Source organism: Agromyces excoecariae, assembly GCF_051715505.1.
Taxonomy (GTDB): Bacteria; Actinomycetota; Actinomycetes; order Actinomycetales; family Microbacteriaceae; genus Agromyces.
This window is the reverse complement of record NZ_JBPSLA010000001.1, coordinates 575,315-601,707: the sequence shown is the minus strand read 5'-3', so window position 1 is coordinate 601,707 and position 26,393 is coordinate 575,315. Positions and strand designations below refer to the sequence as shown.

26 protein-coding genes are annotated in these 26,393 nt (G+C 73.5%); 13 read left to right on the top strand and 13 right to left on the bottom strand.

Annotated features, from left to right (window positions below; all coding sequences use genetic code 11):
• Positions 1–23 precede the first annotated feature (23 nt).
• The 4 genes from ACSJD1_RS02810 to ACSJD1_RS02795 all read right to left on the bottom strand — a co-directional run bounded on the left by ACSJD1_RS02810 (position 24) and on the right by ACSJD1_RS02795 (position 5,188).
• Positions 24–893: a 3-hydroxyacyl-CoA dehydrogenase family protein gene (locus tag ACSJD1_RS02810; RefSeq protein WP_438853792.1), complete on the bottom strand. Its 870-nt coding sequence runs from the start codon at positions 891–893 to the stop codon at positions 24–26.
• On the bottom strand, positions 890–1,675 hold the full coding sequence (locus ACSJD1_RS02805) for an enoyl-CoA hydratase/isomerase family protein (RefSeq protein WP_438853791.1): 786 nt from the start codon (positions 1,673–1,675) through the stop codon (positions 890–892). Before ACSJD1_RS02805 ends, ACSJD1_RS02810 begins: the two co-directional genes overlap by 4 nt.
• Positions 1,672–2,874, bottom strand: coding sequence for a thiolase family protein (locus ACSJD1_RS02800; RefSeq protein WP_438853790.1), 1,203 nt, complete (start codon positions 2,872–2,874; stop codon positions 1,672–1,674). The genes ACSJD1_RS02805 and ACSJD1_RS02800 overlap by 4 nt, the downstream gene beginning before the upstream one ends.
• 235 nt (positions 2,875–3,109) lie before the next feature.
• Positions 3,110–5,188: a DEAD/DEAH box helicase gene (locus tag ACSJD1_RS02795; protein WP_438853789.1), complete on the bottom strand. Its 2,079-nt coding sequence runs from the start codon at positions 5,186–5,188 to the stop codon at positions 3,110–3,112.
• Positions 5,189–5,479: 291 nt separating this feature from the next.
• Between ACSJD1_RS02795 and ACSJD1_RS02790 the strand changes: the two genes are divergently transcribed.
• Both ACSJD1_RS02790 and ACSJD1_RS02785 read left to right on the top strand, forming a co-directional pair.
• Positions 5,480–6,031 carry a GNAT family N-acetyltransferase gene (locus ACSJD1_RS02790; RefSeq protein ID WP_438853788.1) on the top strand — a complete coding sequence of 184 codons (552 nt, stop codon included), beginning with the start codon at positions 5,480–5,482 and terminating at the stop codon, positions 6,029–6,031.
• Positions 6,032–6,140: 109 nt separating this feature from the next.
• Positions 6,141–7,322, top strand: a complete 1,182-nt coding sequence (locus tag ACSJD1_RS02785; protein WP_438853787.1) for a hypothetical protein — start codon at positions 6,141–6,143, stop codon at positions 7,320–7,322.
• A 19-nt stretch (positions 7,323–7,341) separates the two neighbouring features.
• On the opposite strand, the gene ACSJD1_RS02780 is transcribed toward ACSJD1_RS02785, so the two are convergent.
• Positions 7,342–8,121, bottom strand: coding sequence for an HNH endonuclease family protein (locus tag ACSJD1_RS02780; protein ID WP_438853786.1), 780 nt, complete (start codon positions 8,119–8,121; stop codon positions 7,342–7,344).
• 212 nt (positions 8,122–8,333) lie between these two features.
• Here ACSJD1_RS02780 and ACSJD1_RS02775 point away from each other — a divergent pair, with 212 nt between their 5' ends.
• The 3 genes from ACSJD1_RS02775 (at position 8,334) to ACSJD1_RS02765 (ending at position 11,871) form a co-directional block, all read left to right on the top strand.
• Positions 8,334–9,341: an alpha/beta hydrolase fold domain-containing protein gene (locus ACSJD1_RS02775; protein WP_438853785.1), complete on the top strand. Its 1,008-nt coding sequence runs from the start codon at positions 8,334–8,336 to the stop codon at positions 9,339–9,341.
• 128 nt (positions 9,342–9,469) lie between these two features.
• On the top strand, positions 9,470–10,063 hold the full coding sequence (locus ACSJD1_RS02770) for an antibiotic biosynthesis monooxygenase (RefSeq protein ID WP_438853784.1): 594 nt from the start codon (positions 9,470–9,472) through the stop codon (positions 10,061–10,063).
• On the top strand, positions 10,042–11,871 hold the full coding sequence (locus ACSJD1_RS02765) for a glycosyltransferase (protein ID WP_438853783.1): 1,830 nt from the start codon (positions 10,042–10,044) through the stop codon (positions 11,869–11,871). The genes ACSJD1_RS02770 and ACSJD1_RS02765 overlap by 22 nt, the downstream gene beginning before the upstream one ends.
• 30 nt (positions 11,872–11,901) lie before the next feature.
• Here ACSJD1_RS02765 and ACSJD1_RS02760 read toward each other — a convergent pair whose 3' ends face one another.
• The gene (locus ACSJD1_RS02760; protein ID WP_438853782.1) at positions 11,902–12,675 is read right to left on the bottom strand and encodes an IclR family transcriptional regulator; all 774 of its coding nucleotides are present in this window, start codon (positions 12,673–12,675) and stop codon (positions 11,902–11,904) included.
• Between the two features lie 84 nt (positions 12,676–12,759).
• Between ACSJD1_RS02760 and hutH the strand changes: the two genes are divergently transcribed.
• The 4 genes from hutH to hutI all read left to right on the top strand — a co-directional run bounded on the left by hutH (position 12,760) and on the right by hutI (position 19,109).
• Entirely contained in the window at positions 12,760–14,349 is a 1,590-nt protein-coding gene (hutH, locus tag ACSJD1_RS02755) for a histidine ammonia-lyase (protein ID WP_438853781.1), read from the top strand.
• Positions 14,350–14,470: 121 nt separating this feature from the next.
• Complete coding sequence (locus ACSJD1_RS02750) at positions 14,471–15,988, top strand: M23 family metallopeptidase (RefSeq protein WP_438853780.1); 1,518 nt, start codon at positions 14,471–14,473, stop codon at positions 15,986–15,988.
• A 125-nt stretch (positions 15,989–16,113) separates the two neighbouring features.
• Positions 16,114–17,835 (top strand): urocanate hydratase, encoded by a 1,722-nt coding sequence (gene hutU / locus ACSJD1_RS02745; protein WP_438853779.1) that lies wholly within the window; start codon positions 16,114–16,116, stop codon positions 17,833–17,835.
• Entirely contained in the window at positions 17,832–19,109 is a 1,278-nt protein-coding gene (gene hutI, locus ACSJD1_RS02740; RefSeq protein WP_438853778.1) for an imidazolonepropionase, read from the top strand. The genes hutU and hutI overlap by 4 nt, the downstream gene beginning before the upstream one ends.
• Positions 19,110–19,128: 19 nt before the next feature.
• On the opposite strand, the gene ACSJD1_RS02735 is transcribed toward hutI, so the two are convergent.
• Entirely contained in the window at positions 19,129–19,425 is a 297-nt protein-coding gene (locus ACSJD1_RS02735) for a DUF503 domain-containing protein (RefSeq protein WP_438853777.1), read from the bottom strand.
• A gap of 59 nt (positions 19,426–19,484) precedes the next feature.
• Positions 19,485–19,823 (bottom strand): hypothetical protein, encoded by a 339-nt coding sequence (locus tag ACSJD1_RS02730; RefSeq protein WP_438853776.1) that lies wholly within the window; start codon positions 19,821–19,823, stop codon positions 19,485–19,487.
• 111 nt (positions 19,824–19,934) lie between these two features.
• Between ACSJD1_RS02730 and ACSJD1_RS02725 the strand changes: the two genes are divergently transcribed.
• Positions 19,935–20,561, top strand: a complete 627-nt coding sequence (locus ACSJD1_RS02725) for a hypothetical protein (protein WP_438853775.1) — start codon at positions 19,935–19,937, stop codon at positions 20,559–20,561.
• A gap of 150 nt (positions 20,562–20,711) precedes the next feature.
• Here ACSJD1_RS02725 and ACSJD1_RS02720 read toward each other — a convergent pair whose 3' ends face one another.
• Complete coding sequence (locus ACSJD1_RS02720) at positions 20,712–21,197, bottom strand: DUF6326 family protein (RefSeq protein ID WP_438853774.1); 486 nt, start codon at positions 21,195–21,197, stop codon at positions 20,712–20,714.
• Positions 21,198–21,290: 93 nt separating this feature from the next.
• Positions 21,291–22,331, bottom strand: a complete 1,041-nt coding sequence (locus ACSJD1_RS02715; RefSeq protein ID WP_438853773.1) for an NAD(P)-dependent alcohol dehydrogenase — start codon at positions 22,329–22,331, stop codon at positions 21,291–21,293.
• Between the two features lie 113 nt (positions 22,332–22,444).
• Between ACSJD1_RS02715 and ACSJD1_RS02710 the strand changes: the two genes are divergently transcribed.
• A complete protein-coding gene (locus ACSJD1_RS02710) occupies positions 22,445–23,119 on the top strand; it encodes a TetR/AcrR family transcriptional regulator (protein ID WP_438853772.1) in 675 nt (224 codons plus the stop codon).
• Between the two features lie 183 nt (positions 23,120–23,302).
• On the opposite strand, the gene ACSJD1_RS02705 is transcribed toward ACSJD1_RS02710, so the two are convergent.
• Genes ACSJD1_RS02705 through ACSJD1_RS02695 form a run of 3 tightly spaced genes read right to left on the bottom strand, consistent with a single transcriptional unit; the run spans position 23,303 to position 24,917 of the window.
• Entirely contained in the window at positions 23,303–23,560 is a 258-nt protein-coding gene (locus tag ACSJD1_RS02705; protein WP_438853771.1) for a DUF6510 family protein, read from the bottom strand.
• Positions 23,560–24,327 (bottom strand): ferredoxin reductase, encoded by a 768-nt coding sequence (locus ACSJD1_RS02700; protein ID WP_438853770.1) that lies wholly within the window; start codon positions 24,325–24,327, stop codon positions 23,560–23,562. Before ACSJD1_RS02700 ends, ACSJD1_RS02705 begins: the two co-directional genes overlap by 1 nt.
• A complete protein-coding gene (locus ACSJD1_RS02695; RefSeq protein WP_438853769.1) occupies positions 24,324–24,917 on the bottom strand; it encodes a sulfite oxidase-like oxidoreductase in 594 nt (197 codons plus the stop codon). The genes ACSJD1_RS02700 and ACSJD1_RS02695 overlap by 4 nt, the downstream gene beginning before the upstream one ends.
• Before the next feature lie 128 nt (positions 24,918–25,045).
• Here ACSJD1_RS02695 and moaA point away from each other — a divergent pair, with 128 nt between their 5' ends.
• A complete protein-coding gene (moaA, locus tag ACSJD1_RS02690; RefSeq protein ID WP_438853768.1) occupies positions 25,046–26,113 on the top strand; it encodes a GTP 3',8-cyclase MoaA in 1,068 nt (355 codons plus the stop codon).
• Entirely contained in the window at positions 26,106–26,381 is a 276-nt protein-coding gene (locus tag ACSJD1_RS02685) for a MoaD/ThiS family protein (RefSeq protein ID WP_438853767.1), read from the top strand. Before moaA ends, ACSJD1_RS02685 begins: the two co-directional genes overlap by 8 nt.
• Positions 26,382–26,393: the final 12 nt, after the last annotated feature.

The following is a 26,393-nucleotide window of genomic DNA, read 5'->3' as shown; positions in this document are numbered from 1 at the left end:
GTCGGTCGTGTCGGCGACGCGCGTCACTGCGCGTCCCACAGGTGGAAGCCCTCGCCGGTCTTGCGACCGAGCTTGCCCTCGGCGACCCTGCGGCGCAGGAGGGCGGGCGGCTCGAATCGCTCGCCGAGCTCGCCCGCGAGGTACTCGGCGATGCCGAGCCGCACGTCGAGTCCGACGAGGTCGGTGAGCCGCAGCGGGCCCACGGGGTGCTTGTAGCCGAGCACCATCGCGGTGTCGATGTCCTCGGCCGAGGCGACGCCCTCCTCGAGCATGCGGATCGCCTCGAGCCCGAGCGCGACGCCGAGCCGGCTCGAGGCGAAGCCCGGGGCGTCGTGCACGATGATGGGCGCCTTGCCGATCGCCTCGACCCAGCCGCGCGCCTCCTCGACCAGCGCGCCGTCGGTGCCGGTGCCGCGCACGATCTCGACGAGCGACGACGCGGGAACCGGGTTGAAGAAGTGCAGGCCGAGGAATCGCTCGGGCCGGTCGAGCCGCCCGGCGAGCTCGTCGATGGAGATCGACGACGTGTTCGACGCGAGCGCGGCATCCGCCCCCAGTACGGCCTCGACGCGGGTGAGCGCATCGACCTTCAGGCCGAGGTCCTCGGGCACGGCCTCGACGACGAGGTCGGAGCCGTCGAACCCGGCGACATCGGTCGCGACGGCGAATCGATCGGCGAGCGCGTCGGCGGTCGCATCGGTCGTGCCGCGCGCGACGGAGGCTGCGACGGAGTCGAGCACCCGCGTGCGGGCCGCATCGGCGGCATCCGCGTCCCGTTCGACCACGGTGACGTGCGATCCGGCGAGGAGGAACGCGTGCGCGATGCCCGCGCCCATGCGGCCGCCGCCGAGGACGCCGACCCGCTCGGGTGCCGTCGTGGTGGTGTCGTTCACTTCGCGCTCCTCTTCGCCGACCGCCGCTCGAGGAACTCGGTCATGCGGCGGTGCTTCTCCGGGCTCTCGAAGAGCACGGCCTGCTCCTCGAGGTCGACGTGGGGGTGGTCGGCGCGCGGCGCGCGCATGACGCGCTTGGTCGCCATGGTCGCGGCCGGGTCGTTCCTCGCGATGCGGTCGGCGATCGCGTGGGCCTCCGCGACCAGGTCGGCTGCGGGGTGGACCGCGGTGACCAGCCCGATCGAGAGCGCCTCGGCGGCGTCGACGATGCGACCGGTCAGGAGCAGTTCGGCGGCACGCGCCTCGCCGACGATCTCCTTCAGCCGCCAGGTCGCCCCCGCGGCCGGGATGATGCCGAGCCCGGTCTCGGGGTTGCCGAACTTCGCGTCGGGCGTGGCGATGCGGATGTCGGCGGCGAACGCCAGCTCGGCGCCCCCGCCGAGCGCCCAGCCGTCGACCGCGGCGATGACGGGCATCGGCAGTTCGTTGATGCGGATGAACGCGTTCGCGTTGATGCCGGCGCGCGCGTCGGCGGCGGTGCGCTCGCGCATCTGGGCGATGTCGGCGCCCGACGCGAACACGCCGTCGGCACCGGTGACGATGAGGATGCGCGGGTCGGCCTCGAGCTCCGCGCACAGCGCGTGGATCGCGTCGATCGTCGCCTGGTCGATCGCGTTGCGCTTGTCGGGGCGGTTGAGCGTCGCGACCACGCGGTCGTCGCGGCGCTCGACGAGGAGCGGCTTCGGCGCGTCGGGCGACACCGCGACATCCGGCGGGGTCATCGCACGCCCTCGACGATCAGGGCACTGCCCTGGCCGACGCCCACGCACATCGTCGCGAGGCCGTAGCGCGAGCCCTCGCGCTCCATGCGGCCGAGCAGCGTCACGACGAGGCGCGCCCCCGACGAGCCGAGTGGATGCCCCAGGGCGATCGCGCCGCCGTCGGCGTTGACCCGCTCGGGGTCGAGTCCCAGTCGGCGCATCGAGGCGAGCGACTGCGTCGCGAACGCCTCGTTGAGCTCGATCGAGCCGATGTCGTCGAGCGAGACGCCGGAGCGCTCGAGCGCCTTCTCGGTCGCCGGCACCGGGCCGAGGCCCATGATCTCGGGCGCGAGCCCGGCGGAGGCGCCGACGACGACCCGGGCGCGCGGCGTGAGGCCGTAGCGCTCGACGGCCGACGCGCTCGCGACGACGATCGCGCTGGCGCCGTCGTTCAGCGAGCTCGAGTTGCCGGCGGTGACCACGCTGCCACCCTTCACGACCGGGCGGAGCCCGGCGAGCACGTCGAGCGACGTGTCGCGGCGCGGCCCCTCGTCGACGAGCACCTCGCCGCGCGCGGTCGGCACGGCGACGATCTCGGCCTCGAACCGGCCCGCGTCGATCGCCGCGGCTGCACGTTGCTGGCTGCGGAGCGCGAACGCGTCGGCCTCCTCGCGCGTGATGCCGTCGATGCGCGCGACCTCCTCGGCCGTCTCGGGCATCGAGTACGTGGCCTTGTCGCGCGCGAGCAGCTTGGCGTTCGGGAAGCGCCACCCGATCGACGTGTCGTAGGCCTCGCCGGGCTTCGCCCACGGCTTCTCGGGCTTGGCCTGGACCCACGGCGCACGGGTCATCGACTCGACGCCGCCGGCGACGATGAGGTCGGCGTCGCCTGCCCGGATCGCCTGCGCGGCCATCGTGATGGCCGACATGCCGGACGCGCACAGGCGGTTCACGGTCATCCCGGGCACCGAGTCGGGGAGCCCGGCGAGCAGCACCGACATGCGGGCGACGTTGCGGTTGTCCTCACCGGCCTGGTTCGCGGCGCCGAGGATCACCTCGTCGATCGCGCCCTCCTCGATCGCGTCGAGCTCGAGCCCGGCACGGCGGATCGCCTCGCCGACGACGAGGCTCGCGAGGTCGTCGGGCCGCACGCTCGCGAGCGCGCCTCCGTACCGACCCACCGGGGTCCGCACCCCGCCGACGAGATACGCCTCCGCCATGCTCTACTCCTGACCGCGTTGTCGGGACCGTCGCACGCCGCCGTGCGGCGTCCGCGTCATCCGTTCCGGCTGCATTCACAACCGACCGTTCAGTCAGTAAGTATGCCCAACGGATGCCGCATCCGCCAGTCGAGCACGTCGTGGTCCGACGACGAAGGCCCCGACCGGGTGGTCGGGGCCTTCGTGCGGTGGGGGCAGGCGGATGCCGCGGGACGACGCCCGCGACGGGTCGCCGTTACGCGACCGGTGCGTCCTCGTCGGCCGCCGCAGAGGGGGCGGGGGCCGCCGTGCGGATCGGGCCGAGGTCGGCGAGGAGCTCGTCGCCGAGGCGGACGTCCTCGAAGTCGACCTCGATCTCGGCGCGGCCGAGGAGGTCGGCCAGGCGACGCTGGCGGTTGCGGGGGATCAGGGTGACGACGCGACCCTCGCGGCCCGCGCGACCCGTGCGGCCGGCACGGTGCAGGTACGTCTTGTACTCGTCGGGCGCGTCGGCCTGGATGACGAGGTCGATGTCGTCGACGTGGATCCCGCGGGCGGCGACATCCGTCGCGACGAGCACGTCGACCCGACCGCTCGTCAGCTGCTGCAGGTTGCGCGTGCGCTTGGCCTGGTTCAGGTCGCCGTGCAGGGCGACGGCGAAGATGCCGGCGTCCTCGAGGTGCATGGTGAGGTCCTCGGCGAACGCGCGGGTGCGCGAGAAGATCAGCGTCTTGCCGTTCCGGTCGGCGAGGCTCGCCACGATGTCGCGCTTGTCGCGGTTGTCGATGACGAACACGCGGTGCTCGATGGTGCTCGACGCCTGGTCCTCGCCGGCGACCTCGTGCACCGCCGGGTCGACGAGGAACTCGTCGACGAGCGCGGCCACGCCGGTGTCGAGCGTCGCCGAGAAGAGGAGGCGCTGGCTTCCCGCCGGGGTGCGACGGAGGATGCGCTGCACGGGCTCCAGGAAGCCGAGGTCGCACATGTGGTCGGCCTCGTCGAGGACCGTGACCATGATCTCGGAGAGGTCGAGGCGGCCCTGCTCGATGAGGTCCTCGACGCGGCCGGGCGTGCCGATCACGATGTCGACGCCGCGCTGGAGCGCGCCGACCTGGCGGCCCTGCGGGACGCCGCCGTAGATCTGCGTCGTGAAGAGGCCCACGCTCTGCGCGATCGGCTGCACGGTGCGGTCGATCTGCAGGGCGAGCTCGCGGGTCGGGGCGAGGATCAGCGCGCGGGGCTTCCGGCCCATCTGGCGCTTGCCGCCGGACTTGCCCGACGCCGCCCAGTCCTGCATGAGGCGCTCGACGGTCGGCGCACCGAACGCGATGGTCTTGCCCGAGCCGGTGCGGCCGCGGCCGAGGACGTCGCGGCCCTCGAGCACGACCGGGATGGTCGCGGCCTGGATGGGGAAGGGCGACTCCGCGCCGAGCTCGCTCAGGGCGCGGACGATGTTGCCTCCGAGCCCGAGGTCGGCGAAGCGGATGCCGTCGACGGCCTCGGCCGCGATGGCGTCGGCCTCGAGCCGCTCGAGCACCACGTCGTCGGCCGGCTGGAATCGGTCGGCTCGATCGCTGCGGTCGGCGCGGGCGGTGCGGTCGTTCGCGGGGTAGAACGACGACGGGCGGCGCTCGGAGTCGCGGAAGCCGGGGCGGTCGAACTCGCGGCTGCGCCGGGGCGCGCGGTCGTCGCGGTCGAACGAACGGGCGGGACGGTCATCGCGGTCGTACCGACGCGAACCCCGGTCATCCCGATCGAACGAACGAGCCGGACGGTCGTCGCGGTCGTACCGACGCGAACCCCGGTCATCCCGATCGAACGAACGAGCCGGACGGTCGTCGCGGTCGAACCGGCGCGAACCCCGGTCGTCGCGCTCGTACGGGCGCGACGGGCGGTCGTCGCGGCCGGAGCGCCGCGGCGCGCGGTCGCCCCGGTCGAACGAACGGGCCGGACGGTCGTCGCGGTCGAACCGACGCGAACCCCGGTCATCCCGATCGAACGAACGGGCCGGACGGTCGTCACGGTCGGACCGACGCGGCGCACGCTCGTCACGGCCGAAGGACCGCGGCCCGCGGTCGTCGCGACCGGCGCGCTCATCGCGTCCTGCGCGCTCCGCGCGGTGCGGCGTGCGACCGCTGGCCACGCGCTCCTCACGCGTCCAGCGGTTCTTCGGGGCGTCGGCCTCCTCGGGACGGTAGCCGCGGTGGCCGGGGCTGCGAGAGCCCGGCTTGTGCGAGCCGCCCGCGCGAGTGGCGCTGCGGCGCGAGCTCTTCGCGTACGAGGGGTCGAAGTTCTTGGCGGGGCGACCGCCGGCGGGCTTCTTGTTCTTGGGCATCGGGGCTTCCTGGGTTGTGGTTGCGTGTACATGGCAACCGGCCGCGCGAGCGCGGCACGACTGAGAACCCGGGAGCATCGTCGACCGGGGCCGTTCACATACGGTGACTATCCGCGCGCGGACTGCGCGTGGAACCGGCCCTCAAGACTCACAAACCCATCCGTGCGACGTGCACGGTGCCTGGAACCGACCTGCCAACGATACCGGACACCCCCCTGTGAATACGCCCCACGTCGCATTCCGCCGCAGGAACGTAACGGAGCGGTAACGCGACTGACGTACGCTCTCGTCGTGACCACACCGCCGTCGATCTCCATCGAGCCGCCGCACGCGGCCGGGGTCGCGCGCCTGCTCGAGGCAGGCTCGTCGTACTCGCGTGCGCTCTATCCCGCGGGCGGCGGGTGCGTGCAGCTCGATGCGGCCGAGCTCGCGCGCCCGGGCGCGACCGTCTACGTGGCACGCACCGACGACGGCACCGCGGTCGGCATGATCGCGCTCATCGACGACGGCACGCACGATCAGGGGCGCGCGGAGATCGTCCGCATGTACGTCGACGAGCCGGCACGCGGAACCGGCATCGCGGGCCGGCTGCTGCATCGGGTCGAGACGGATGCCTGCGCTCGAGGCATCCGCGAACTGGTGCTGCAGACCGGCACGCAGCACCTTCCCGCGCAGGCGTTCTACGCCAAGCACGGCTACCGCCGGGTGGAGCCGTTCGGTCGCTACGTGGGCGTGCCCGCGAGCATCTGCATGGCCAAGTCGCTCGTGGGCTTCGGGGCGGCGCCGCTCGCCGGGTTCGGCTCGGAGCCGCTCGACGAGCGCCCGCTGGCCGTCGGCGAGTAGCGGCGGTCGTCACCGGGCCGGGGCTCGGGCAACCGTCCACCGATCGGGTGGGTGCGCGACGTCGCCATGACGGGGCATGCTGATCGGACCACGTACCCGGAGGTTCCGCATGCTCGCGCTCCTCGCCGCCGTCGCCGCGGGTGTCACCGTCGGCGGCGTGCTCGGCGCGATCGCGACCGGCGATCCGCGGTACATCATCCTCTGGTCGCTGTCCCTCCCCGTCGCGATCGTCGCGGCGGTCTTCGCCGGGCTCCGCAGCGCGGGTGCGTTCGATCCGGCCCGCGCGGCGGCCGTGCCGGCCGGGGTCGGCGACGCGGGCGAGCCCGCGCTCGCCCGCGTCGAGCGCGTGCACCGCTCCGGCGACCGCACGGGCGGCCGGAGCGGAGCCGACCGCAGCGAGGTCGACCTGACCCTGACGGTGGCGCCGGCCGACCGGGCCGCCTACTCGACGACGCATCGCGCGTCCGTCGCCCGGGCTGCGCTCGACGAACTCCAGCCGGGCTCGATCATCGTGGTGCGTCGACCGGATGCGGCGTCGGCCGACGTCGTGCTCGACCTCGACCCGACTCCCGACCTGGCGGCGCGTCGCGACGCCGAGCAGTTGCGCAGCGGAGCCGAGCGGACGGTCCCGCTCGGCTCGGCCGTGTCGTCGTGGGTGACGTCTCCGGCGCGCACGTCGAGCCGCTCGGCCTCCGCGCCGGGTCGACGCTCGGCGCGCCACGTCTGGCGCTCGGTGCTGCTCGGAACCGTCGCCGTCGTCGCGGCGGTGGCGGTGCTGGTCCCGGCGTTCGACTCGATCCACCGCATCACCCGCGCGCTCGCGTCCGGAGATCCGGCCTCGGCGGGCGTCGCGCTCGGCGACCGCCACCAGGAGATCGTCGAGGCGCTCGCCCACGAGACCGGTGGCACGGTGTTCGTCCGGATCGGCTTCTACGACGACTACGCCCTGGCGTCCGCGCCGAGCGAGCCCGGAGCGCTCACGATCGACGGCTACGAGTACCGCTACGACCGAACCGAGCACGGCGGACCCGACCCGATCCAGCCCGACGACCCGCGCGGCGACCTGTTCGATGTCGACGAGGTCGACTTCTCCCGCATCCCGGACTTCATCGACGCCGCGCGCGAGCACTCCGGCATCCTCGACCCGGATTCGGTGATCGTCCTCGTCGAGCGCTGGACCGTGGCGGACGAGGAGGGCCGGCGACCGGTCCGCGTCCTGGTCCTGCTCGACGCGCCGTACGAGGACGCGTCGGTCGCGATCGATCCGCTGACGGGCGACCCCGTCGGCTGAACCCGCACGGCACGCCGGCTCAGGCGACGGGGCGGCAGCCGTCGAGCACCCGCTCGATCGCGTCGTGCTCGGGCGGCGTCACCCAGAGCCCGTGCGCGAGCTTGACGGCGACCTGGCGCGCGACGTACTCGCATCGGAAGGAACGGTTCGACGGCAGCCAGGTCGCGGCGTCGCCCGCGCCCTTCTGCTGGTTGGCCGACCCGTCGACCGCGAGCAGGTTGAGCGGGTCGTTGGCGAACGCCACGCGTTCCTCGTCGGTGAGCTGCTGCGCGCCGGTCACCCAGGCGTTCGCGAGCGGCACCAGGTGATCGATCTGCACGAGCTGCGACGTGCCCTGCCCGCGCACGAACTCGATCACGGCGCCCGTGTACGGGTCGTCGAGGACCCCGGAGAGCACGCGGCATCCGGCCGGCCGGTCGGGGTCGACGAGATCCCTCGCGAGCACGTCGTTGCGGGTGTCGCAGCCGTTCCGATCGACGTCGATCCAGCCGTGGCCGAACGCGTCGCGCTCGTATCCGGTCATGGGCGCACGACCCTTCACCGGCAGCGCCGCAAGCGCCTCGCGCGCTGCGTCCAACTCCTCCGCGGTGAGGTCGCCGTCGGGGGCGGAGGGTCCCGGGTCCGCAGTCGCGCCCGGTTCGCCGTCCGACGCCTGCTCGACGAGCTCGGCCGCGATCACCTCGACGACGTCGAGGAGCTCGTCGGCGGAGCATCCGGTGAGCGCGCAGGACAGGGAGATGCCGATGATCGCGGCGAGCGCGCGCGTCGTGCGTCGCCGGGCGGGGCGGGGTCGGGTCACGGGTGCCTTCGGGTCTCGGGGGGTCGGCTCGCGGGGGATCGGATGGCGGATCGATGCGCCCGCGAGGTCGAGGGGCGACCCGAGCGTACCGGTGCCCGCCCACCCCGCCGACCGGCCTCGGGGGGCCCGCGGACACCACCCGATCCGGTGTCGGCATCGCGCCGATCCTGGGGTAGCATCACCTCACCCCAGAACCCCGGAGCCCCCCACCCATGACCCGACCCTCCGGCTTCCGCGGCAGCCGGCGTCGCCGGCCGGTGCGGATCGCCCTCGCCGTGAGCGCAGCGCTGGCGGTCGCCGCCGTGGCGTCCGCGTTCCACCAGCCGCTGCGCGAGCTGGACCCGAGCGCGCGGCAGGCGTCGAGCGAGGTCGCGGGCAACGAGATCATCGGCATCCGGACGTTCGAGGCGCCCGCCGACCTCCGCGTCGACGCCGACCTCGAGTACGCGGTCGCCGAGGACGGCACGGTCCTGACGCTCGACGTGTGCCGCCCGGCGGCATCCGCCATCGCCGGCGCGAACGCGGCGGTCGTCTCGGTGCACGGGGGCAGCTGGGCGCGCGGCGACAAGGCGAACGCCGACTGGCGCAACGTCTGCCTGTGGCTCGCGAGCGAGGGCTTCGTCGCGGCATCCGTCAATTACCGGCTCGTGCCCGACGCGGTCTACCCGGCGCAGATCGACGACGTCGCGGCCGCGGTCGCGTGGCTGCGCGAACCGGAGCAGCTCGAGCGGTTCGACATCGACCCCGCCCGCATCGGCGCGTTCGGCGGTTCCGCCGGCGGGCACCTCGCGGCGCTCCTCGGCACGCTCGGCGAGGGACCGCTCGACGTGGGCTCGCGCGTCGCCGCGGTCGCCGAGCTCTCCGGCCCGGTCGGGCTCGGCCTGCCCGAGCTCGACGCGGATGCCGCGTCCGACTGGCTGCGCAGCATCGTGGGCGACTTCCTCGGGTGCGAGCCGGGGACGCCCGACGAGCGATGCCCGCAGGCGATCGATGCGTCGGCGACGGCGCAGGTCGACCCCACCGACCCGCCGTTCTTCATCGGGCACGCCGAGTCAGAGATCATCCCGCTCGCCCAGTCGCAGCGATTCGCCGACACGCTCGGCGCGTCGGCGGTGGAGGTCGAGCTCGCGGTGGTGCCGGGCGGGGCGCACTCGATCGGAATCCTCGACGAGGGCCTCCGGGAACGGGTCGCGGCCTTCCTGCACGCGCACCTCGGCTGACCGGCGAGCGACGCGCCGACGCGATCCGGCGAGCGCGGCCCGTCCGCCGGGACCCGCCGAGCGCGGCGCTCCCGAACGCGACTCCGCCCCGCAATGCGCCTGACATGCGCATGCGCTGTGATGGAGGCATGGGCACCGAACCGATCACCGTGTCGATCCGCCGCGAGGTCGATCCCGACCGCATCGCGGAGGCGACGGTCTGGGTGCAGACCGGCGTGAACCTCGCCAATCGCTACCCGGGCTTCCTCGGGTCGGGATGGGTGCGCGCCGGCGAGGACTCGGACGTGTGGCACATGCTCTACCGCTTCGCGAACGAGGAGACCCTCGAGGCCTGGGAGCGATCGCCCGAGCGCTCGTGGTGGCTCGAGATGGGCCGGGGGTTCGTGCGGGCGGAGAGGGCGAAGCGCCGAACCGGCATCGAGGGGTGGTTCGACGACCCCGCCACGGGCTCGGTGCCGGCGGTGACGGATGACTCGGGGCCGGCGGATGCCGCGCTCCCGCCCGCTCCCCCGCGCTGGAAGCAGGCGGTCAGCATCTGGCTCGGCTTCTTCCCCGTGAACCTCGCGTTCACGCTGCTCGTCGCGCTCGCGCCGTGGTGGGAGGACGTGCCGCTCGCGCTGCGGGTGCTCGTCACGACGCTCGTGCTCACGCCGATCATGACGTATTGGGTGCTGCCCTGGGTGACGCGGATGCTCCGGCCATGGCTGACGCCCGCAGGATGACGCGGCCAGCCCCGCCGCGCGGGACCCCCTCGCCCGTGCGAGCCCCCGGGTCCGTCGCCGAGGGCGTGCCTCCCGACGGACTGCCGGCGGGTCGGCAGCTCGCGATCACGTGGGCCATCCCCGATTCGCCCGGCGGGATGACGGCCGCCCTGCTCCACCGGTCCCGGAGCTTCGTCGAGCTCGGCGGCGCGGAGGTCGACGTGCTCACGTTCGACGCCCGGCCGGACCACATCGCGATCGCGGAACGACTGACCCGCCAGGGCCGGCTCGTGCCGGGCGTACGCCTCCGCAACCTGTACGACGACGTCCGCGGCGACGTCCGCGTGGCGGGTCCCGGGACGGTCGAGACCCACGAGGTCGACGGCGGCCTCCGCATCGAGCATCGTCGCGCCGACGGCTCCCTCGCGCTCATCGACGAGCGGCATCGTTCCGGGCGGATCCGGCGCGTCATGACCGCGCTCGACGCCGACGAGCGCCCCCTGCGCACCTGGCGATCGGCATGGTCGTGCTACGCGGACTGGATCTCGGACGTCGCGGGCGACGGCCCCGCCTTCGCGATCGTCGACAGCAAGACGGCCGCTCGCTTCGTCGCGGCGGTCCGTCGGCCCGAGCTCGTCACGATCCACGTCGTGCACAACTCGCACCTCGCAGGAGCGGAGCGCCCCCTCGGCGTGATCCGCGCCTCGCGGCGGGACGCGCTCACCCACCCGGAGGCATTCGACGCCGTCGTGTTCCTCACCGAACGCCAGCGAGCCGATGCCGATGCACTGCTCGTCGGCGCCGGCACCTTCGCGGTCGTCCCGAACGCCACGCCGGAGGTCCGCCGTCCGGCGGATCCCGGCGCGGGACCGCGTCGCGATCCCGCCTCCATCGTCGTGGTCGCGGGACTGACCTCGCGCAAGCGCATCGACCACGCGATCGAATGCGTCCGAGTGGCGCGGTCCCGCGGGGCGTCCGTCCGGCTCACGGTGATCGGGGACGGACCGGAACGCGAGCGGCTGCGCGATGCCGCCGACCGTGCGGGGCTCGAGGATTCGGTCGCCTTCGTCGGCTATCGCGCCCACGCTGCGGACGCGTTCGCCGAGGCGTCGCTGACCCTGCTCACGAGCACGTCGGAGGGCGCGCCGCTCGTGCTCCTCGAGGCGATGGCGAGGGGATGCGTGCCGGTCGCCTACGACGTGCCGTACGGTCCGGCGGACGTCATCGAGGACGGCGTGACCGGGTTCCTCGCGCGGCCGGGCGACGTCGCCGCACTCGCGGACGCGGTCGTCGCGTTCGCGACGCTGCCCGAAGCCGAGCGTCGGCGCATGCGCGAGGCCGCACGCCGTGCTGCGGCCTCCTCGGACGCCGCCTCCACCGTCGCACGATGGGCCGAGGTGCAGCGTTCCGCGCAGGCGCGCCATCGAGGTCGGTTCGAGACGTCGGGCGGCCTTCCATCGCCCGCCCCGGTCGTCCGACGGCTCCGCCTCCGACGGCCCGGCGCGCGTCTGCGCGTGTCCGCGCACCTCGACGGACTTCCCGACGGCGCGAGCGTGCTCGTGCGGCTCGAGCATCGGTCGGGTCCGGTCATCCGTCGCAGCGCCGTGGTGGCGCGTTCCGGCCGCGTCCGGCTCCGTCTCGACGCGGACGCGACCGCCTTCCTGGGTGGGGGACGCCTCCGCGTCGGATTCGTCATCCTGAACTCGTCGGGCGCGGTGGACGTGCCGGCCGGGACTCGGCATCCGGATACCCGGAGTCTGGCCGCACGTCTCCGGGACCGGATCCGTCGTGCGACCCGTCGCAGCGCCGGCGGCTCGCCCGGCGCCTGATCTGCGGGAGCCGGTACAGCGGGCGCGGATTCAGCGAGCGCCGATCCGTCGCGAGAGCGTCGCGGCTGCGTCGATGACGGCTCCGCTCGCCGCGTCCACCAGTTCGTCGGACGCGCCCTCGGCGAACGTGACCGCGATCGCGGCTGCGGGCCAGCCGAGGTGGTCGAGCACGGGTGCACCGACGGAGGCGAGCCCCCGCGTGACCTCGCCGTGCTCGCCGGCGACGCCCGCGGCCCGCGCCTCGGCGAGCACGGACTTCAGGCGCGCGTACGTCCAGGGGGCGGCATCCGTCGTCGAGGGGAGGTCGGCGAACGCGGCCCGGTCGGGGTAGAGCGCGCGCAGCTGCGCGGGCGGGAGCGCCTGCAGCATCGCGCGACCCGAGGCGGTCAGGTGGGCCGGGAGACGCACGCCGACGTCGGAGACGAGCGACGGCCGTCGCGGGGCGCGCTCCTCCACGAGGTACAGCACGTCGCGGCCGTGCAGCACGGCGAGGTGGCCCGACTCGCCGAGGCGGTCGACGAGGGCCGCGACGAGCGGGCGGCCGAGCCGCGTGAGCGGCTGCTGGCGACTGAACCCGCTGGAGAGCTCGAACGCGGCGACGCCGAGGCCGTAGCGGCGTTCCTCGGGCAGGTGCACGACGAAGCCCCGCTCCTGGAGCACGCCGAGCAGGTGGTAGGTGGTCGAGCGGGGGAGCCCGAGCGCGGACGCGATCGAGGCGGCGGGCACCGGGCCGCGCTGGGTCGCGAGGTGGCTGAGGATCCGCAGCACCTGGTCGGCCGCAGGCACCTTCGATGCGTCCGACATGCCCTCGCCCTTCGTCCGGTATCCCGGACGGCAGCGTACTCCCCCGCGTTCCGACCCGCGCGACGACGGTGTGGAATCGGACGTATGAGCACGATCGCGCCCGCACCAGCCCGCACCGCGGCATCCGTCACCGTCGGCACCGGACCGCTGTCGATCGACGACGTCGTCGCCGTCGCCCGCCACGACGCCCGCGTCGAGCTCGACCCGGGCGCGATCGACGAGGTCGCCGCGAGCCGTGCGATCATCGACGACCTGGCGGCCGACCCGCAGCCGCACTACGGCATCTCGACGGGATTCGGCGCGCTCGCGACGACCTTCATCGCCGAGGACCGCCGCCCGCAGCTGCAGGCGAGCCTCGTCCGCTCGCACGCCGCGGGCTCCGGTCCCGAGGTCGAGCGCGAGGTCGTGCGCGCGCTCATGCTGCTGCGCCTCTCGACGCTCATGACCGGCCGCACGGGCGTGCGCCGCGAGACCGCCGAGACCTACGCCGCCATCCTGAACGCCGGCATCACCCCGGTCGTGCGCGAGTACGGCTCGCTCGGCTGCTCGGGCGACCTCGCGCCGCTCGCGCACTGCGCGCTGGTCGCGATGGGCGAAGGCGACGTGCGCGTGCGCGGCACCGCATCCGAGGGGTCGCACACGGCGCCGACGGATGCCGCCACCGCCCTCGACGCGGCCGGCATCGCCCCGCTCCACCTCGGCGAGAAGGAGGGCCTCGCCCTCATCAACGGCACCGACGGCATGCTCGGCATGCTCGCCCTGGCGATCCACGACCTCAGGATGCTGCTCGCCACCGCCGACGTCGCCGCGGCGATGAGCGTCGAGGGACTCATGGGCACCGACGCCGTGTTCGCCGCAGACCTGCACGCGCTCCGGCCGCAGCGCGGCCAGGCCGTCTCGGCCGCCAACATCCGGAGCCTGCTCGCGGGCTCGCCCATCGTGGCGAGCCACAAGGGCCCCGAGTGCACGCGGGTGCAGGACGCGTACTCGCTGCGTTGCGCGCCGCAAGTGCACGGCGCCGCGCGCGACACGCTCGCGCACGCCGCATCCGTCGCCGAGGCCGAGCTGGCGAGCGCCGTCGACAACCCGGTGCTGACCGCCGATGGTCGCGTCGAGTCGAACGGCAACTTCCACGGCGCGCCCGTCGCGTACGTGCTCGACTTCCTCGCGATCGCGGTGGCGGATGTCGCCTCCATGAGCGAACGTCGCACCGACCGGTTCCTCGACAAGGCCCGCAACCACGGCCTTCCGCCCTTCCTCGCGCACGAGGTCGGCGTCGACTCCGGGCTCATGATCGCCCAGTACACCGCCGCGGGGATCGTCTCGGAGCTCAAGCGCCTCGCCGTCCCCGCGTCGGTCGACTCGATCCCGTCGTCGGCCATGCAGGAGGACCACGTGTCGATGGGCTGGGCCGCCGCGCGCAAGCTCCGTCGCGCGATCGACGGGCTCACCCGTGTCGTCGCGATCGAGGTCCTGACGGCCGCTCGCGGCCTCGCGCTCCGGGCGCCGCTGGAGCCCGGAGCCGCGACCGGCCGGGTCGTCGAACTCGTCGCCTCCAGCGGGGCGATCCCGGGCGCGGACCGCTTCCTCTCCCCTGAGATCGAGCGGGTCGTGGATGCGGTCCGATCGGGCGCGGTGCTCGAGCGCGCGGGAGCGGGCGCCGCGCTCGCCTGACCCGAGCGCGCGCTGAGCCCCGAACGGGGGAGCACCGCGGGGACCGGGGTCCTTGTGCGCCGTTCCCGGAACAGGGCAGACTTGGGGGGTGCCGGCGAGGATTGCCGGCCGAGGAAGCCCTATGTTCCAAACCCGAGACATCGACGAACGAGACCCGTTCCGAGCGAGGCCCGCTCGGAGGTGCACCGCTGCGATCGCGGCGATCGCCGGCGGCCTGCTGTTCAGCCTCTCGGCGATCGCGCCGGCCGGCGCGGAGGAACTCGTCACGACGACCTCGGTCTCGAGCGAAGCCGACGGCACGGCCACGACCGCCGATCCGACGGCCGACGCGACCGGCGATCCCGCACCGACCGATCCACCGGCGACCGGGGAGCCGGCGCCGACGCCGGATCCGACACCCACTCCCGACCCGACGCCGACCCCCGACCCGACGCCCACTCCCGACCCGACACCCACTCCCGACCCGACACCCACTCCCGACCCGACGCCGACCCCCGACCCGACGCCCACGCCGGATCCCACGCCCACGCCGGACCCCACGCCGACGCCCAGCCCGGCGCCGGCGCCCGCTCCGGCGCCGCAGGCGCCCGGCGTCTCGGCACCCTTCGTCCTCGTCGGCGACGGCCCGGTCGCGCAGATGCTCAGGGTCACGACGGTCGGCACGGCCGACTCGCGGACGTCGGCGATCTCCGGCCTCCGCACGAAGCTCACGCTCGCGATGACGGAGCTCCGGAGTGCCGAGGCGGCGCTCGCCTCCGCACGCAGCACTCGCACCGTCGCCCGCGCGGTCGCGGAGCGCCTCGACGAGCAGGCCGCCGACGCCCGCCACGCGGCCGAGACCGCGGCCAGCGTCTACCTCGACGCGGTCGAGGGCGACGGCGCGGCGATGCGCTCGATGGCGGCCGCGATGGGCTCCGGCAAGGACCTGCTCGCGGGCCTCGCCGGCATGGATCGCGTGCAGAAGCTCGCCGGCGACTCCGATCGCCTGCGTGCGATCGCCGAGCGTCGCGACGCCGACGCCGATGCGGCCGAGGAGCGCGCCGCGGCCGCCTGGGAGGCGGTCGACGCCATCCCGATCGACGAGTTCGAGAACGACGTCGTCGTCGCCGAAGGCGTCGTGGCGGCCGCTCGTGCGGCACTGAGTGGAGCGCAGACGCGACTCGCCGCCTCCGACGTGACCTCGGCGTTCTCGAACATCCCGGCCGACGGCGGTCAGCTGAGCGAACAGGGCTGGGCCTCGCCCGCCTCCGGGTCGATCACCGACGGCTTCGGCCCGCGGCCCGACAAGCCGCTTCCCGGCGTGAACGAGTTCCACCGGGGCACCGACATCGCCGCGCAATGCGGGACGGGCGTCTTCGCCGCGACCGGCGGCGTCGTCGTCACGGCCGGTCGCAACGGCTCGTACGGCAACTGGATCCTCCTCGACCACGGCGACGGCGTCACGACCGGCTACGCGCACCTGCGCGACGGCGGCATCCTCGTCGGCGAGGGCCAGGTCGTCGCAGCGGGCGAGCTGATCGGCGCGGTCGGCAGCACCGGCGCCTCGACGGGGTGCCACCTCCACTTCGAGGTGCGGCTCGACGGCGTCGCCACCGACGCGGTCCCGTTCATGGCGGCACGCGGCGTCAGCCTCGGCTGAGTCGCCCGCGCCGCTGCGACGTCCCGCCCGCCAGTCGGGCGTGCCGACCCGGCGAGTCCGGGATCCCGGACGCGAGCCCGGCGGCATCCGTTGTCGACGCCCCCGCGAGGGTGTGGGATCGGAACATGACCACCGCCGCACCCACCGAGGCCGACGCCGTCGCCGGCCCCCGCACCGTCCGCGCCGCCCACGGCACCGAGCTCTCGGCGAAGAGCTGGCAGACCGAGGCGCCGCTGCGCATGCTCATGAACAACCTCGACCCCGAGGTCGCCGAACGTCCCGAGGACCTCATCGTCTACGGCGGCACCGGCAAGGCCGCCCGCAATTGGGAGGCGTTCGACGCGATCACGCGCACGCTCCGCGAGCTCGAGCCCGACGAGACGCTGCTGGTGCAGTCCGGCAAGCCCGTCGGCGTCTTCCGCACCCACGAGTGGGCGCCCCGCGTGCTCATCGCCAACTCGAACCTCGTCGGCGACTGGGCGACCTGGCCCGAGTTCCGCCGGCTCGAGCAGCTCGGCCTCACGATGTACGGCCAGATGACGGCCGGGTCGTGGATCTACATCGGCACGCAGGGCATCCTGCAGGGCACCTACGAGACCTTCGGCGCCGTCGCCCGCTCGCTCGCGGCGAAGCGCGGCGCCTCGGCCGACGAGGTCGCCGACGCGTCGCTCGCGGGCACCCTGACCCTCACCGCCGGCTGCGGCGGCATGGGCGGCGCGCAGCCGCTCGCCGTGACGATGAACGGCGGCGCCGTGCTCATCGTCGACGTCGATGAGACCCGCCTCACCCGCCGGGTCGAGCACGGCTACCTCGACGAGGTCGCGCCGTCGCTGGACGCCGCGGTCGAGCGAGTGCTCGCCGCGAAGGCCGAGGGTCGCGCGCTCAGCGTCGGCGTCGTCGGCAACGCGGCATCCGTCTTCCCCGAGCTGCTCGAGCGCGGCGTCGCGATCGACATCGTCACCGACCAGACGAGCGCGCACGACCCGCTCTCGTACCTGCCCGTCGGCGTCTCCGTCGAGGAGTGGCACGCGCTCGCGGCCTCCGACCCGCACGAGTTCACCGAGCTCGCGCGCCGGTCGATGGCGGCGCACGTCGAGGCCATGGTCGGCTTCCAGGCGCGGGGCGCCGAGGTCTTCGACTACGGCAACTCGATCCGGCGCGAGGCCGAGCTCGGCGGCTACGAGCACGCCTTCGACTTCCCGGGCTTCGTCCCGGCGTACATCCGCCCGCTCTTCGCCGAGGGCAAGGGCCCGTTCCGCTGGGCGGCGCTCTCGGGCGACCCGGCCGACATCGCCGCGACCGACCGCGCCATCCTCGAGCTGTTCCCCGAGGACGCGCACCTCCGCCGCTGGATCGAGCAGGCCGGCGAGAAGGTCCACTTCGAGGGCCTGCCCGCGCGCATCTGCTGGCTGGGCTACAAGGAGCGCCACCTCGCGGGCCTGAAGTTCAACGAGATGGTCGCCTCGGGCGAGCTCTCCGCGCCGATCGTCATCGGTCGCGACCACCTCGACTCCGGCTCGGTGGCGTCGCCGTACCGCGAGACCGAGTCGATGGCCGACGGCTCCGACGCGATCGCCGACTGGCCGCTGCTGAACGCGCTGCTGAACACCGCCTCGGGTGCGACCTGGGTGTCGATCCACCACGGCGGCGGCGTCGGCATCGGCCGTTCGATCCACGCCGGCCAGGTCGTGGTCGCCGACGGCACCGACCTCGCTGCCGAGAAGATCGCCCGCGTGCTGGTCAACGACCCCGGCACGGGCGTGATGCGCCACGTCGACGCGGGCTACGACCGAGCCGTCGAGGTGGCTCGCGAGCGCGGCCTGAACGTGCCCATGATGGACGCATGACAGACGGCGGTGCGGTGCGGTGGATGCTGCTGACGAACATCGGCGAGCTGGTCACGAACGAGCCGACCGAAGGACGCGACGGCGGGACGTCGGGCATCGTCCGCGATGCGGCCGTACTCGTCGAGGACGGTCGCGTCGTCTGGGCGGGGCCGGCGGCCAACGCACCGTCGCACGCTGACGAGGTCCGGCACGACCGCGAGGATCGCCGAGACGGCGACGAGCACCGCACCGCGTGGGACGCCGAGGTCGAGGTCGTCGACCTCGGCGGTCGGGCCGTCATCCCGGGCTTCGTCGACAGCCACACCCACCTCGTGTTCGGTGGCGACCGCGCCGCGGAGTTCGCGGCTCGTATGGCCGGACGGGCATACGAGGCCGGCGGCATCCGTTCGACCGTCGCGGCGACACGTGCAGCGACCGACGATGAGCTGCGGTCCCGGCTCGCGGGCTTCGTCGATGAACTGCACCGCCAGGGCACCACGACGTTCGAGATCAAGACGGGCTACGGGCTCGGCGTCGCCGACGAGGCACGGCTGGCTCGGCTCGCGGCCGAGGTGACCGACGAGGTCACATTCCTCGGCGCGCATGTGGTCCCGTTCGAGTTCCGGGAGCCCGACGGCCCGGGCGCCGACGCGTACGTCGACCTCGTCGTCGGCGAGATGCTGGAGGCGTGCACGCCGTACTCGCGCTGGGTCGACGCCTTCTGCGAACGCGGTGCGTTCACCGCGGAGCAGTCGAGGCGCGTGCTCGAGGCAGGCCGAGCGGCCGGGCTCGGCGTGCGGGTGCACGGCAACCAGCTCGGCGAAGGCCCGGGGGTCAGGCTGGCCGTCGAACTCGGCGCGGCATCCGTCGACCACTGCACCTACCTCGCCGACGCGGACGTCTCGGCGCTCGCGGCTTCGTCGACCGTGGCGACGCTGCTGCCGGGTGTCGAGTTCTCGACCCGGCAGCCCTACCCCGATGCGCGTCGACTCATCGACGCGGGCGTGACGGTCGCGCTCGCGAGCGACTGCAATCCCGGGTCGAGCTTCACGAGCTCGATGCCGTTCTGCATCGCTGTCGCGGTCCGCGACATGGGCATGACGCCTGCAGAAGCCGTATGGGCCGCGACCGCCGGCGGTGCGGCAGCGCTGCGGCGTGCGGATGTCGGCGCCATCCGGCCGGGAATGCGCGCAGATCTGGCGGTACTGGACGCCCCGAGCCACGTGCACCTCGCCTACCGTCCGGGCGTGCCGCTCGTCGCGGAGACCTGGAAGGACGGCGTGCGCGTCGCCTGATCGACGTGCGCGCGGCGCGTCAGTCGTCGTCGGAGCGCCGAAGCCGGCGTCGCGCGCCGAGGAGCGTCACCTCGGGTCGCGACGCCACGAGACGCTCCGACCGATCGAGCACCTCGGTGACCCGTTCCGCTCCGGCCGCCGCGACCGCCACGCCGAGCTCGGCCCGGCGATGCAGGTCATGGGCGCCGACCTCGGCGACGGATGCCTCGGTCGCACGACGCAAGTCGGCGAGGATCGGCCGGACGACGGCGCGCTTCTCCTTCAGCGAGTGCACATCGCCGAGCAGCAGGTCGAACTCGATCCACCCGATCCACATGCCGCCAGCCTCGCACGCGGGCCCTCCCGAGGCGAGCGTCACCGACGGGCGAACCCCGCCTACTCGCGCGCGCGGATCGCAGCCTCGATCCGAGACCTCGCGGGCAGGCCGGCGGGCCCGTGCTCGGTGCGGTAGATCCGGCAGGCGAGCGCACCGACCGCGCCGACCCCGGCGGCGTCGACGGGGTCGGCGGCATCCGCTCCGGCGACATCCGCACCGTCGACGAGCACGGTCGGCGATCCGGCGAAGCCGGTCCGCGCGGCCTGCTCCTCCGTCTCGATCAGCACGGACTCGACCGGCACGTCCGGGCGGCCGAACTCATCGAGGACCGACCGCGCGAGCGCAGCGGCATCCCGCCAGTTCCCGCAGTCGTCGATGTGCAGCACCTGGACCCGCATGCGTCCATTGTCACGCCGTTCGCCGTCGGCCGCGCCGACTCCTCGAACCGGTGACAACGGACCCGATGGGGAGGACGATGGACTCGAGGACACCTCCGGGAGGTGGGGATCATGGATCTCGCCATCGACCGAGCGGCCGGAACCGAGCAGGTCCGCATCTGGGCGGGGCTGCAGGGGTTCGTGAGTCTCGCGTCGCTCGTCGCGCTCATCCTGTTCTTCGTGCTCGCGACGCCCTTCTCGAACCCGCAGTCGAGGTGGTCGTGGCTCGGCCCGGTGAACGACTGGCTCACGGCCATCGGCGCCCTGCCGTGGATCGTCGCGATGGTGCTGCTCGCCCGCTACGTCGCCGCGGGTCCATGGCTGTGGGCGCTGACCGTCGTCGCCTGCGCGGGCGCCGCAGCGCTCGCGATCGTGACACTCCTCATGCTCGGCGGACTCGCCGACCTGCGGGCGCAGTCGGTGGTTGCGGTCGTGGCGACCGTCGTGGCCTTCGCATGGGCCGCCGTCGCCGCGGGTGTCGCCCGCGACGCGGGCGCGCTGCCGGGCTGGCTCACGGTGCTCGCCATCGCGATCGCCGCCGCACTCGCGGCCTGCGCGGTCATCGGCGGCATCGGGTTCCTCGCGGCCGACGGCTCGGCGCTCAGGTCGGCGCTCTTCGGAATCGCCGTCGTGCTCGGCGGGCTCGCCTGGATCGCGTTCCCGGTGTGGTGGCTCGCGGTCGCGTCGACCGTGACGTGAGGGGGTCGCCGCGTCCGAGGCGCAGGTCGCGGGGCTGCGCACTGAGGTCGCCGGGCTCGAGGAGATGATCCGGGAGCTCCGTCTCGCCCACACGACGCCGGCTCGACCTCGACCGAACGGCTCGTCCGGCCCATGCGCCTCGCGCGGACACTAGCGTCGAACGTCCTGCCGAACGTCGGTGGTGGGATCGGCCGCGACGACCGGGACTCGCGGCCACGTCCAGGCGGAGCGCAGGATGAACGCGAGCAGCAGCAGCTCGAGCCCGATGGAGAGCCCGTAGAAGACGGCCCAGTCCCAGGTCTCGCCGACCGCGTTGAACGCCGTGACGGGGATGTAGAGCGCTGCCACGACGAGGTTGGCGGCGCGGTTCATGCGCGCGGGGAGCGTCATGGAGAGCATCACCATCAGCGCCGGGATCGAGATCAGCGCGAGGAACGCGGTCAGCAACGCCGAGCTGACGTCGAACTCGAAGACGACGCCCGCCAGGATGCCGTCGACGGTGCCGGGCCGGTACAGGTGGAGGTAGTCGACGTAGAGGTAGAGGAACATGAAGCTCGTCCAGGCGGCGGCGAGCTTGGCCTGCACCGGGATCGGCAGGGTGTCGAGCGGGTTGGAGGTGTTGGTCCGCATGGTCATCGGTAGGTCCTTTCGAGGTGAGCGGTCCGTCCGCCGGAGTGGCGGCGGGTTGGACGTGCACGCCCACGGGATGGGTCGTCGTCGGTGCGTATGTCAGACGGTGATCACGACCTTCCCCCGGGTGTGCCCGGCTCCGACGTGGCGGAGGGCGTCGGCGGCGTCGTCGAGGGCGTAGGTGCGGTCGATGACGGGCGTGACCTGCCCGGCCGTCAGCAGCTCGGCCAGCGCGAGCAGGTCCTGCCGCTTCCCGAACGACGTGAAGGGCCTCAGCTTCTGGCGGGTGAACCCCGACCGCACGCGCGCCGTGACGACCCGGCCGATCGGGCCGAGCCAGCGGCCGCCTCGTCCGCTGTTGGGGATCACGACGCCCGTGGGTGCCAGTGCTCGGCGGACCGCCGCCAGCGGCTGAGCCTCCACGTTGTCGAGGATGACGTCGTAGCGTTTGCCGGAACGGGTGAAGTCGGCTTCCGTGTAGTCGATGACGTGGTCGGCTCCGAGCGATCGGGCGAGGTCGAGGTTGCGGGTGCTGCACACTCCCGTCACCTCGGCGCCGAACGCCGTGGCGATCTGCACGGCGAAGGAGCCCACGCCGCCCGAAGCCCCGGTGACCAGCACGTTCTGGCCCGGTCGAACGTTCGCGATGTCGCGCAGCGCCTGCAACGCCGTCATGGCCGAGGTGGGCACGGCCGCCGCCTCGACGAGCGAGACGCCGGCAGGCACGGGCACGAGGTCGTCCGCGGGCACCGCGGCGTACTCGGCGAGCGACCCCGTGGTACTCCAGCCGAACACCTCGTCACCGGGACGGAGCGCGGTGACTCCCTCCCCGACCGCCGACACCACGCCGGCGAGGTCCATGCCGGGAATGCCCCGGCGCGGCCGACGGAGCCCGAACGCCAGGCGCACCACGTACGGCTCACCGGTCATGATGAAGTAGTCGCCGGGATGCACCGAGGCCGCACGCACGCGGACGAGCACCTCGCCCCGGCCGGGCGACGGCCGCCCGACCTCCGACGACTCGAGCACCGAGGGCGGGCCGTAGCGGTGCTGGACGGCGGCGCGCATCGTCGCCGCCCCGGCCGGACCCGCACCCCGCGCCGGGGACGTGTCGGGATCCGATCGCTGTTCGATTCCCATGGAGCCCTCCTCACGCACGAGCCGCGACTCCCGCTGGCTCGTACACCGTACGTCGTACGCTGTACTATGACCGTACGCTGTACGATTGTCAAGCCGTTCGAACGAGGAGAGCCGTGTCTGCGAGGGACCAACGCCAGGCCGCGACAGACGCGGGCCTCAGCAAGGAGCGGGTGGTGGCCGAGGCGATCCGGCTCGCCGACCGCGAGGGCGCCGAGGGGATGAGCATGCGCCAGCTCGCGCGCACGCTCGGCGCGGGGGCGATGTCGCTGTACCACTACGTGGCGAGCAAGGAGGAACTCCTCGACGCGATGATCGACGTGGTGTTCGACGAGATCGAGCTCCCGCGCGACGGGATCGACTGGCAGTCGGCGATGCGCGGGAGGGCGGCATCCGCCCGCCGGGTTCTCGCACGCCACCCGTGGGCGATCGGCCTGATGGAGTCGCGGACCTCGCCGGGGCCCGCGAACCTCCGCCATCACGAGGCGGTCCTGGCCTGCCTGCGAACGGCCGGATTCCCGGTCTCGATGGCGACCCACGCGAATTGGCTGCTCGACAGCTACGTCTACGGCTTCGCCCTGCAGGAGGCCAGCCTGCCGTTCGACACCGCCGGCGAGTTCGCGGACCTCGCCGAGGACGTCTACCTGCCCCAGCTCCCTCGCGAGCAGTTCCCCCACCTCAACGAATCCGCCGCGGCGCTCGTCGCGGCCGGCTTCGACCCGGCGGACGAGTTCGTCTTCGGCCTCGACCTCATCCTCGACGCCCTGGAGCCGCTGAGAACCCCTGCATGACGTCGCTCACCGGATGAAGCCCCCGGTACGTGGGGTCGACGAGCCTGCCGGCGATTCCGTCGACACCCCGGACCCTCACGACCCAGGCTGCGAGCTCAGCCTAGGCCGAACCGCAGCGGGCGAAGCCGGGAGGTTCCTGCGAACTCCCGGGCAGGCGTCGCCGTCGCGGCAGGACGCGCTCCGCTAGCGTCGCACCTCGATCGCGGTCACGCCGCCGAGGTCGATCCACGCCCGCTCGCCGATGTCGACGAGCACCGCGAGCACGTGGTCGCACGTCGAGCACCGCACGACCGTGCCCGCGCCGCTGACGTACACCATCGCCCTGGCGAGCTCGGCGACCGTGCCGCAGGCGCGACAGCGCCCGGTCGCCATCGTGACGTCGAACGAGAAGAAGTCGGCGAGCGGTCCAGCGATCGCGTTGCCGTCGACGTGACCGGTCATCAGGTGCCTCCGAATCGCTCGGTGCGGATGTCCCGGGCGTCGTGCCCGAGCTCGATGAGCCACGAGGCGACCCGCTCGACGAACCCCGTCGAACCGCAGACGAACACGACGGGGCGATCGGCGGCCGGGATCACCGCCGCCTCGAGCTGCTCGCGCGTGATCCGCCCCGGCGGCGTCGACGAGCCGTCGGGGGCGCGGCGCGAGTACACGACGTCGAGCCGGAACGGCGCGCCCGCCGCCGAGAGCGCCGACAGCTCGTCGTCGAAGTACACGTCGTCGGGCGTGCGCACCGCGTACAGCATCCGGAACGGCGTCGGATCGTCGGCATCGGCGTGCGCCTGCGCCATCGCGTAGAGCGGCACGATGCCCGATCCGCCCGCGATGAGCTGGACGGGGCGTGCAGTGCCGCCGTTCGGGCTCGGTCGCCAGACGAAGAACGCCCCGAGCGGCCCGTGCACCTCGAGCATGTCGCCGGCGCGCACCGCCTCCACGAGGAACGGCGACACCTCTCCGTCGGGCAGCTCGTCGACCGCGAGCACGACCCGCGAGCCGTCGCCCGACGAGGCGATCGAGTACGACCGCGTCGCCGTGTAGCCGTCCTCCGCGGTCAGCCGCACGTCGAGGTGCTGACCGGCGGCGTTGCCGGGCCATCCGTCGACGTCGAGCTCGAGTCGGGCGGCGCTCGGCGTCTCGCGAGCGGTGCGCGCGACGGTCGCGACGTGCCAGCCCGCACGCGGCACGGCCGGCGCCTCGGCGGCGTCGCTCACCAGTACCGCTCCTCCTTCCACGGGTCGCCGCGGAGGTGGTAGCCGTTCTGCTCCCAGAACCCGGGCTCGTCGTCCTCCATCATCACGAGGCCGCGCACCCACTTCGCGCTCTTCCAGAAGTACAGGTGCGGCACGACCAAGCGGGCCGGGCCCCCGTGCTCCGGGTCGAGCGGTTCGCCGTCGAACTCGAACGCGATCCACGCCTTGCCGTCGAGCAGGTCGTCGAGCGGCACGTTCGTCGTGTACCCGCCGTAGCTGTGGGCCATCGTGTACGCGTAGTCGGTGTCGACGCCCTCGAAGAGGGTGTCGAGGGCGACCCCGCGCCATCCGGTCCCGAGCTTCGACCAGTGCGTGACGCAGTGGATGTCGGTCGTGACGTCCTCGATCGGCAACGCCATCAACTGATCCCAGTTCCACGAGTGCTGCGCACCCGACTCGGTGCGGATCGTGAACTCCCAGTCCGCGGTGTCGACGTCGGGCGTCGGACCGGCCGACAGCACCGGGAAGTCGCCGACGAGGGTCTGGCCCGGCGGCAGCCGATCGTCGCGCTCGCGCGAACGTCCCGAGAAGCCCCTCGTGATGAACGACATGGCGCCCCCTCCCCCGTCGGTCTCACGATAGTGAGGGCGGGGCCGGATGTCACCGGTGGATCCGCTTCGTCATCTTCACGAAACGTCCGACGCCCCCGATCGGGCGGGGTGCTGCGTAGGGTGGGGTCATGGCTGCCATCGCGCTCGGCATCCCGGCGATCCGCCGGGCGGATGCCGCTGCGCCCTCGACGGCCGGCCGCCCCGACGTCACCGGCCTCGTCGACCGGTTCGGGCGCGTCGCCCACGACCTCAGGATCTCGATCACGTCGGCCTGCTCGCTGCGGTGCACGTACTGCATGCCCGCCGAGGGCCTGCCGGTCATCCCGCGCGACGAGCTGCTGTCCGCCGACGAGATCGGCCGCCTCGTCGGGATCGCGGTCCGCGACCTCGGCGTCCGCGAGGTGCGCTTCACCGGCGGCGAGCCGCTGACCCGCGGCGACCTCGTCGACATCGTGCGCCGGAGCGCCGAGGCGGCGCCCGGTACGCCGCTCGCGCTCACGACGAACGGCATCGGCCTCGACAAGCGTGCGGAGGCGTTGCGCGACGCGGGGCTGACGCGGGTCAACGTCTCGCTCGACACGCTCGACCGCGAGCACTTCGCCCGCCTGACCCGGCGCGACCGCCTTCCCGCGGTGCTGGCCGGCATCGCGGGCGCGCACCGGGCCGGCCTCGGGCCGCTGAAGGTGAACGCCGTGCTCATGCGGCAGACCCTGCACGATGCGCCCGCACTGCTCGCCTGGGCGATCGAGCACGGATGCCGGCTCCGCTTCATCGAGCAGATGCCGCTCGACGCCGAGGAGGCGTGGCGCCGCGCGAACATGGTCGACGCCGACGAACTGCTCGGCGTGCTCGGCGCGCGCTTCGATCTGACGCCCGTCGGTCGCGAGGATCCGGCCGCGCCGGCCGAGGAGTGGCTGGTCGACGGCGGCCCGGCGACGGTCGGCGTCATCGCGTCGGTGACCCGCCCGTTCTGCGGCGCGTGCGACCGGACCCGACTCACCGCCGAGGGCTCGGTCCGCTCGTGCCTGTTCGGCGACGACGAGACCGACCTGCGCGAGCTGCTCCGCTCCGGCGCGGGCGACGACGAGATCGCCGACCGGTGGCGGGCGGCGATGTGGGCGAAGAAGGCCGGCCACGGGATCGACGACGTCGACTTCGTCCGCCCCGTCCGGACGATGGGAGGCATCGGTGGCTGAGGCGGCGACGACCGGCACCACGACCGTGCTCGTGCGCTACTTCGCCGCGGCGGCCGAGGCCGCCGGAGTCGAGGAGGAGCGCCTGGAGCTCGAGGGCGATGCGACGACGGTCGGCGCGCTCGGCGCCCTGCTCGTCGACCGGTACGGCCCGCAGATGGCCCGCGTGGTCGCGAACGGCTCGTTCCTCGTCGACGGCGTCGTGCGTCGCGACTCTGCCGCCCGCGTCGGGGCGCAGGTCGACGTGCTGCCGCCGTTCGCCGGCGGCTGAGCGGCGAACTCC